The sequence below is a fragment of the Cognatundibacterium jejuense genome, assembly GCF_014284255.1.
GTDB classification, from domain to species: domain Bacteria; phylum Pseudomonadota; class Gammaproteobacteria; order Burkholderiales; family Burkholderiaceae_D; genus Undibacterium; species Undibacterium jejuense.
Window position 1 is genome coordinate 1 of record NZ_JACOFV010000031.1, and the last position, 7,706, is coordinate 7,706.

Here is a 7,706-nt window from a genome sequence, read left to right on the forward strand (position 1 = left end):
TTTGGGTGAGATGTGTGTAGTTCATTATGCAATTTCGACTGGCCGGTCAAAAAGGCACAAATGCTATCGCATCTTGCCCTCATTAACCGATACCGTTCATAAATTGCACTTCATCCTAGAATTCGCCATATTAAATAAACTTAGAGATTAGTTTTAACTGTAAAAGATGAATTTTACATATTTAAAAAGCAATTTAAATATGGAGATATAACATGAAAATCTTGTTAAAACTGGCTTTTTTGGGGTTTTTTTTACTAAGCAGCACACTATCTTTTTCCGCTGACAGAGGTACGCAGAGCGAAGCTATCGCTTTAGTGAAAAAAGCTGGGGATTATTTGAAAAAGAACGGGAAAGAAAAAGCATTTGCGGAGTTTAATAATTCCAAAGGCCAGTTTGTTGATCGTGATCTTTATATTTTTGCCTTTTTAGCAAATGGGGATGGAATCGAAAGAGCGAATGGTGCCAATATTAAGCTAGTTGGTAAAAATTTACTTGAAATGAAGGATGCAGATGGCAAGTTCTTGATTAAAGAAATTTTGGCGACTGGTACAAATAACGACGGTAAGGGTTGGGTTGATTATAAATGGCCAAATCCTGTCAGTGGCGGTATTGAAAATAAGCGTACTTACATCGAAAAATTTGATGATGTCTTGATTGGTTGTGGTGTCTATAAATAAGCTTTGTCCAGATTAGGATTTTAGTTAGGCTGATATGGCGAGATCCCGAAATAAATATAGATATTTGTTTGCGTTTGCATTTGCCAGCGCAATATGTGGGTTTGCAAACAGCGAAACTTATAATTGTGTTTCACTCGAATATCCCCCTTTAATTATGGCGGACCATAACGGTAATGCTTCTGGTTTCGTGGTCGAAATTGTCACCAACATATTCAAAAATCTTGGGCATAGTGTCCATGTTGAAATTTATCCTTGGGCTCGTGCACTTTCTATGATAAATAGCGGGCAAAGTGACCGCATCTTTACCATTTTTCGGACATCTGAGCGAGAAAAATTTTTAGACTTTAGCAATGAATCAATCGTCAATCAGAAAATATATTTTTATGGACGAAAAAGCGATAAATTTGCTTTCAATGGTGATTTTTCAAGTTTACATAAGGTGCGGATTGGGGTTCTACATAATGTGAGTTATGGGCCAGAATTTGATAACGCAAGGTCAAAATTGCTCATTGATGAAGCAAATAGTATGGAGTCAAATATAAAGAAACTGATTGCAGGAAGAATCGACTTATTTCCTTCTAATGCTTATAGCGCGTCTTACTTCATCAACGCGCCTGGCAATAAAGATTTTGCAGATAAAATTGTTCAATTGCCAGTTCCATTGAGCGCGGTTCCCAGCTTTCTTGGATTTGCCAAGCCTAAAAGACTTACTGAATTGCGAGATCGTTTTGATGAAGAGGTTGTAAAATTTTTTGCTTCCGATAAATATTCAGAACTATTAATAAAATACAATGTTGGTGATCAATACTTGAGATCGTCTCGAAAAAAGGAGAATATTTCACATTAAATGGCAGCGTTGGTTTTATCGAAAAAGGCACCAGTATCTCATTTTTCCCGGGCTGCTTTTTTAGTCATTAATTGGATTCTAATGCCATTAATGTGCAGTAATGGTATTTCGATGTCCCATTTATCCTTCTTCTCAACCATTTAACCCCACCAAGCAACACTTAGTCGCATTTCAATAGGGTGTGGCCTTCATTACCATTATTCTCCATACATCGAGGCAAAAATGATGTCGGACCTGATTGATGTCCGGCTTCTAACTTAAGGAGAATGGTGATGAGTCGCAAGCAAGCAGGGATATTTTCCAGAATTTCTACATATTGGTCAGCGTTCGGCAGTCGCCTTCACGCTGCATCATGGGCGCGTGTCTTTGTTGGCTGTATTATGGTGCTGATTGTAGGTGCAGTTTTACATCTCACGACGCTGGCGAAGTTCATCGTTACTATCTCCATCTTGAATAAATTATTTCTGCGTCACCGTGCAGAGAGTAGGCAGCTCTCATGCTCGGATCTGCGTCTTCAAATCAGTTTGATGGAGAAGTAAAATGAAAACCAAAGACGAAAACCCGGTGTTGCATGCAGTATTAAACGTGGCGGAAACAGTCAGTGTTTTATGGTGGAAATTTTTTGATTGGGCTGCAGTGGTTCCTTGGCTCTCTCTTGGTTTAACCAGTTTTTTTGCGATGATTTTTGCTGGCTTTATAGGTGTCGGACCATTTATGGTGATGATGGTCTTAGCTGCGATCGTGATCAAAACCGTTGCCGGTGGAAAGCGAAAAGCAGAATTGATGGCAAGTGCTGCTGTAACTCGCGCCGATGTCGAGTCGCTTGAAAGACGTTTGTTGGAAGCGGAAATGGCAGCCCTGCAGGCGCAGATAGAGCCGCATTTTTTGTTTAATACATTGGCTTTGATTGGCCAGTTAATGGCGACCGATGCGGGGCGGGCGGCCTCAGTGCATGCAGATCTGATTAAGTATCTGCGAGCCGCATTGCCGCAAATACGTCAGCAGGGAATAGGGCAGCTTGGGCAGCAAATGGCTTTGTCTCGTGCTTATCTGAATATCATGCAAGCGAGGATGCAAGAACGCTTGCAGTATCAGATTGAGGTTGGTGAGGGCTTAGATCAGGCGCAATTTCCTTCGATGATGATACAAACTATGGTGGAGAATGCGATTAAGCATGGCCTTGAGCCTAAAATTGAAGGTGGTCAGATTTGTATTAGCGCTCAACGTCACGACAATGAACTATGGGTCGAGGTCAGTGACAATGGCATGGGCTTTGACGTGCATGTTGCAGAAGGTCTGGGCTTAACGAATATTCGTGAGCGGCTCAAAATGTTGTACGGTGCTAAGGCCAGTCTGGTAATTGAAGTGCCGTTCGAAGGTGGTGCCCGATTCCGTATTCAAATTCCGTATCTGAATCAATAATGTTAATCATCAATAATAATAATGTGAGCTGCTATGCATGATAATTTAGTAGTGACTGCCATGTTGGTCGATGATGAGGCGCCAATGCGCGACTATTTGCGTGCTGGTTTACTCAAAGTATGGCCGGAATTGCAAATCATTGGTGAAGCCGCTAATGGTATCGCAGCCGCAGAACAAGCTGCTCAATTATCGCCGGATATTATTTTTCTTGATATTCGTATGCCCGGCAAAAATGGCATTGAAGCAGCGGTCGAGTTGGCGCAGCGATCGCAAGTTGTTTTTGTAACTGCATACAACGAATATGCGATTCAGGCATTTGAACGCGGGGCGGTAGATTATTTGCTCAAACCGGTTGAGCTAGAACGTCTGCAGCAAACTGTTGAGCGCCTGCAACTGCGGATAAGAGAAAAGCGCGCACAAGTTTTACAGTCTTCAACGCCAGATATTAAATCGACGCAAACTGTTGTGAATGCTGATCAGCAGTCACAGCAAATGAAAGAAATTTTGCAACAACTGATGCTGCGCCAAGCGCCGCAACGCGAATATTTACGGTGGATACAAGCGAGCGTTGGCAATGCTTTACGTATGATTAGTACCAAAGAAATTGTATTCTTTCGATCTGACGAAAAATATACGTTGGTACAAACTGAGCAAGCAGAATACCTGATCCGGAAGTCATTAAAAGAATTGGAAGACGAATTGGATCCTGATGAGTTTTGGCGCATTCATCGTTCCACGCTGGTGCGCGTTACTGCGATCGCCGACGTCACGCGCGACTTTCGCGGTAAGCAATTGATGGGGTTGAAAGGCCGCAGTGAGAAATTGGAAATCAGTCGCAACCATGCGCATTTGTTTCAGCAGATGTGATGGTGGCGATGGTCTTGTGGAGCGGGTTGTCCCCGCTCCGCAAAAATGCTCGTTTATTACACTCGGTAGAGCTGATTTAGCTCTTTTTTCGTTTTGGCATTAGTACCGTTGGTAGCGCCTTCGGTAAGGTATCTGGATAGTCGCGACTGTAGTGTAGGCCACGGCTTTCGCGACGGCTAAGGGCGCTATTGACGATCAGTGACGCGACTTCAACCAGATTGCGCAACTCCAGCAGATGATTTGAAATTCGGAAATGCGCGTAGTACTCGTCAATTTCTTCTTTCAATAAGCGTATCCGATGCTTTGCGCGTTCCAGACGTTTGGTGGTGCGGACGATGCCGACGTAATTCCACATGAAGCGACGCAGTTCATCCCAGTTGTGCGCAATCACGACTTCTTCATCCGCATCAGAAACCCTGCTTTCATCCCAGTCGGGGAGGGCAATCGGTGTGACGCGTTCTTGCATTTCTATATGCTTTGCGGTGGCTCTGCCCACTACCAGGCATTCTAGTAAAGAATTGCTGGCGAGGCGATTGGCGCCATGCAGGCCGGTGTAGGCGGTTTCTCCAACAGCGTATAAGCCAGGTAAATCAGTGCGTCCATCGGTATCGGTAACGATGCCGCCACACGTGAAGTGAACTGCCGGAACGACCGGTATTGCTTGCTTGGTGATGTCGATGCCGAATTCAAGGCAACGCGCATAAATGGTCGGGAAATGTTCTTTTAAAAATTCCGGAGATTTATGTGTTATATCGAGTTCGACGTAATCAAGACCGCGTTTTTTCATTTCAAAGTCGATTGCGCGGGCTACCACGTCGCGCGGTGCGAGTTCTGCGCGTTCATCATGCGTTGGCATAAAACGTGTTCCGGCGGCGCTACCTGCTTCCGGCGGTAACCGCAAAATGCCGCCTTCGCCTCGCACTGCTTCGGTGATCAGGAAAGATTTGGCGTACGGATGGTACAAGCACGTCGGGTGGAATTGGATGAATTCCATATTGCTGACGCGGCAGCCGGCACGCCACGCCATCGCGATGCCATCTCCGGTTGCGGTATCTGGATTGGTCGTATAGAGATACACTTTGCCAGCACCGCCCGTCGCTAATACGGTATGTTGCGCTGAAAACGTGTCAACTTTGCCGGTTTTTACGTCCTGCACATATAAGCCGAGGCAGTGTGGTGTGGCTGATGCATCTCCTAACTTGCCTGACGTAATTACGTCAATGGCGTAGTGATGTTCAAACAAGGAGATATTCGGATGATTGCGCACTTTTTGTTCAAGTGTGACTTGTACCGCATGACCCGTTGCATCGGCAGCATGAATAATTCGGCGCTGGCTGTGACCGCCTTCACGCGTGAGATGGAATCCTAATTCTGCTTCTTCATCGCGGGTAAAAGGCACGCCTTGTTCGATTAGCCAGTCGATTGCTTCGCGCCCGTGTTCAACGATGTAGCGCGTTGCACCTTCATCGCACAAACCGCCACCAGCGATCAAGGTATCCGAAATATGCTGCTCATGGCTGTCGTGAGAGTCCAGAACTGCAGCTATTCCACCTTGCGCCCAACTACTGGCGCCATCGAGTAATTCGCGTTTTGAAATAATGGCTACTTTACGGGTTTGTGCCAGATGCAGTGCAACCGAGAGTCCTGCGAGGCCGCTGCCAACGATGGCAACATCGAAATTCTTCATTGGTATGTGCTTTAAATTTGCTGCGCGATGATGAAAATAAAAAATAGTGATAAGTCAGAAGCGGTAGGTTTCTGGTTGGTATTAACTATTTGAACAAATACTCGTCGAAAGCAATGATTTTAATTGCCTTCTACGATGACCGGTTTAACTTTGGCAGCCGCCGCTTTGGCCATGTTGCGCGCAGTATCCGTATCAACAGCTTTTGCGAGAGCGACTCCCATACGGCGGCGCGCAAATGATTCTGGTTTGCCAAATAAGCGGATGTCTGTGCCAGGAACTTGCAAAGCTTCTGCTACGCCTTCAAAGGCAATTCCTTTGGCTTCATGCTGACCGTAAATGACGGCAGATGCGGCTGGTGTGTGCAATGAAACGTCAACCGGTAAGCCTAGTATTGCTTTGGCGTGCAATTCAAATTCATTTTGTGTCTGACTCGCCATGGTCACCATGCCAGTGTCATGCGGTCTTGGGCTAACTTCTGAGAACCAGACCATGTCGTTTTTAACAAATAACTCGACCCCGAATAAGCCCAGGCCACCCAGGTCATCGGTAATTTTTTTTGCGATATCGCGCGCGCGTTCAAGCGCAACAGGGTGCATTGCTTGTGGCTGCCAGGATTCAACATAATCGCCGTGCACTTGCACATGTCCGATAGGTTCGCAGAAGTGCGTCTCAACATTCCCGTTTTTGCCGATAGCGCGCACAGTAAGCTGTGTGATTTCATAATCGAAATCGATAAAACCTTCGACAATCACGCGTCCAGAATTGACGCGGCCACCCGCTGCAGCGTAATTCCACGCGGTTTCTACATCAGCAGCGCTGTCGAGCTTGGATTGACCCTTGCCGGATGAAGACATGACAGGTTTGACGATACAAGGAAAACCAATTTCTGCGCATGCCACTTTCAAGTCATCGAGGCTGTCAGCAAAACGGTAGGGTGAGGTTGCTAAACCCAACGTTTCAGCGGCAAGACGGCGGATGCCTTCGCGGTTCATGGTCAGCCATGCTGCTCTTGCGGTAGGGATGACCTGAACCTTGCCAGCGGCTTCCAATTTGACCAACATCGGCGTTGCGATAGCCTCAATCTCTGGCACCACGAGATCTGGTTGCTCTTTTTCGATCAACGCTGCCAACGCGTCACCGTCTGTCATGTCAATGACGTAGGAGCGATGCGCTACTTGATGACCGGGGGCGTTTTCATAGCGATCAACGGCAATGACTTCGACACCTAAGCGTTGTAGAGAAATTATGACTTCCTTGCCTAATTCGCCGGAGCCCAGGAGCATAACCTTGGTGGCTGTGGATGATAGTGGGGTGCCTAAGACGGTAGGAAATTTCATAGCGTTTTTGATTGAGTGGTAAGGTATTCTGGAAGTGCTAGTGGCTGCGCGGATCGGAACTTTATAGCTAGTTTAGCTGATTCTGTCTCGTCTGATCTAACATTGCATTATATCGGCGTCGTTTGTTACCGATTAAAAATGAAATTATACTGATGAAATCGGAATTTAATCTGTAGATTATATTGAAACGATGCAAACCGCTTGACACAAGGGTTTGCGGCTTGTTTTAATACTGAATGCAGACTTCCTGCTTGCCGCGATCGATGCACGACTTATAAATTAATCGAAGATATCGTCGCGAATTCAAATTTTTGTGAGGGGGCTTTACGTGAATAAAACTGAGTTGATCGATCATATTGCGAAAACAGCGGACATTTCTAAAGCGGCTTCTTCCCGCGCCCTGGACGCGTTGATCGGTGCGGTAAAAACAACCTTGAAGAAAAATGGAACAGTTACTCTAGTTGGTTTCGGTACATTTTCTGTAGGTAAACGTGCAGCAAGAACTGGTCGTAATCCACGTACTGGTGAAGCAATTAAAATCAAATCTGCCAAGGTTCCTAAATTTAAACCTGGCAAAGCTTTGAAAGATGCTGTAAACTAATGCTCTTTCGCGCTTCTGTGACTGGTGGCGCGGGTTTGATGTAGGTGCGGGCGCTTAGCTCAGTTGGTAGAGCGGAGCCCTTACAAGGCTTAGGTCGGGAGTTCGAGCCTCTCAGCGCCCACCATGTTAAACATTGCAGTATTTAGGAGTGGTAGTTCAGTTGGTTAGAATACCGGCCTGTCACGCCGGGGGTCGCGGGTTCGAGCCCCGTCCGCTCCGCCAATATAAAAAAGGTCTTATAATTCAATGAGTTATAAGACCTTTTCCT

8 protein-coding genes and 2 tRNA genes are annotated in these 7,706 nt (G+C 45.9%); 8 read left to right on the forward strand and 2 right to left on the reverse strand.

Features of this window, described 5'->3' with window-relative positions; genetic code table 11:
* Positions 1-212: 212 nt before the first annotated feature.
* From H8K32_RS19695 to H8K32_RS19715, 5 genes are all read left to right on the forward strand, one after another.
* Entirely contained in the window at positions 213-677 is a 465-nt protein-coding gene (locus tag H8K32_RS19695) for a cache domain-containing protein (RefSeq protein WP_186914301.1), read from the forward strand.
* A gap of 34 nt (positions 678-711) precedes the next feature.
* Entirely contained in the window at positions 712-1,524 is an 813-nt protein-coding gene (locus H8K32_RS19700) for a substrate-binding periplasmic protein (protein ID WP_222613206.1), read from the forward strand.
* 272 nt (positions 1,525-1,796) lie between these two features.
* Positions 1,797-2,063 carry a hypothetical protein gene (locus tag H8K32_RS19705; protein ID WP_186914305.1) on the forward strand — a complete coding sequence of 89 codons (267 nt, stop codon included), beginning with the start codon at positions 1,797-1,799 and terminating at the stop codon, positions 2,061-2,063.
* Between the two features lies 1 nt (position 2,064).
* Positions 2,065-2,946, forward strand: a complete 882-nt coding sequence (locus H8K32_RS19710) for a sensor histidine kinase (RefSeq protein ID WP_186914307.1) — start codon at positions 2,065-2,067, stop codon at positions 2,944-2,946.
* A 33-nt stretch (positions 2,947-2,979) separates the two neighbouring features.
* A complete protein-coding gene (locus H8K32_RS19715; RefSeq protein ID WP_186914309.1) occupies positions 2,980-3,813 on the forward strand; it encodes a LytR/AlgR family response regulator transcription factor in 834 nt (277 codons plus the stop codon).
* Between the two features lie 76 nt (positions 3,814-3,889).
* Here H8K32_RS19715 and nadB read toward each other — a convergent pair whose 3' ends face one another.
* On the reverse strand, positions 3,890-5,500 hold the full coding sequence (gene nadB / locus H8K32_RS19720) for an L-aspartate oxidase (RefSeq protein WP_186914311.1): 1,611 nt from the start codon (positions 5,498-5,500) through the stop codon (positions 3,890-3,892).
* 119 nt (positions 5,501-5,619) lie between these two features.
* Entirely contained in the window at positions 5,620-6,837 is a 1,218-nt protein-coding gene (gene purT, locus H8K32_RS19725) for a formate-dependent phosphoribosylglycinamide formyltransferase (RefSeq protein WP_186914313.1), read from the reverse strand.
* Positions 6,838-7,165: 328 nt separating this feature from the next.
* On the opposite strand from purT, the gene H8K32_RS19730 reads away from it, so the two are divergent.
* The 3 genes from H8K32_RS19730 to H8K32_RS19740 all read left to right on the forward strand — a co-directional run bounded on the left by H8K32_RS19730 (position 7,166) and on the right by H8K32_RS19740 (position 7,660).
* Entirely contained in the window at positions 7,166-7,438 is a 273-nt protein-coding gene (locus tag H8K32_RS19730; RefSeq protein ID WP_162018311.1) for an HU family DNA-binding protein, read from the forward strand.
* A 48-nt stretch (positions 7,439-7,486) separates the two neighbouring features.
* Positions 7,487-7,562: transfer RNA gene (locus tag H8K32_RS19735), tRNA-Val, on the forward strand.
* A 21-nt stretch (positions 7,563-7,583) separates the two neighbouring features.
* Positions 7,584-7,660: transfer RNA gene (locus tag H8K32_RS19740), tRNA-Asp, on the forward strand.
* The last annotated feature ends 46 nt before the right edge of the window (positions 7,661-7,706 follow it).

Excerpts from the sequence above, each read along its gene's own strand:
- H8K32_RS19695 (WP_186914301.1), top strand. The coding sequence starts at position 213 with ATGAAAATCTTGTTAAAACTGGCTTTTTTGGGGTTTTTTTTACTAAGC.
- H8K32_RS19700 (WP_222613206.1), top strand. The coding sequence starts at position 712 with ATGGCGAGATCCCGAAATAAATATAGATATTTGTTTGCGTTTGCATTT.
- H8K32_RS19705 (WP_186914305.1), top strand. The coding sequence starts at position 1,797 with ATGAGTCGCAAGCAAGCAGGGATATTTTCCAGAATTTCTACATATTGG.
- H8K32_RS19710 (WP_186914307.1), top strand. The coding sequence starts at position 2,065 with ATGAAAACCAAAGACGAAAACCCGGTGTTGCATGCAGTATTAAACGTG.
- H8K32_RS19715 (WP_186914309.1), top strand. The coding sequence starts at position 2,980 with ATGCATGATAATTTAGTAGTGACTGCCATGTTGGTCGATGATGAGGCG.
- nadB (WP_186914311.1), bottom strand. The coding sequence starts at position 5,500 with ATGAAGAATTTCGATGTTGCCATCGTTGGCAGCGGCCTCGCAGGACTC.
- purT (WP_186914313.1), bottom strand. The coding sequence starts at position 6,837 with ATGAAATTTCCTACCGTCTTAGGCACCCCACTATCATCCACAGCCACC.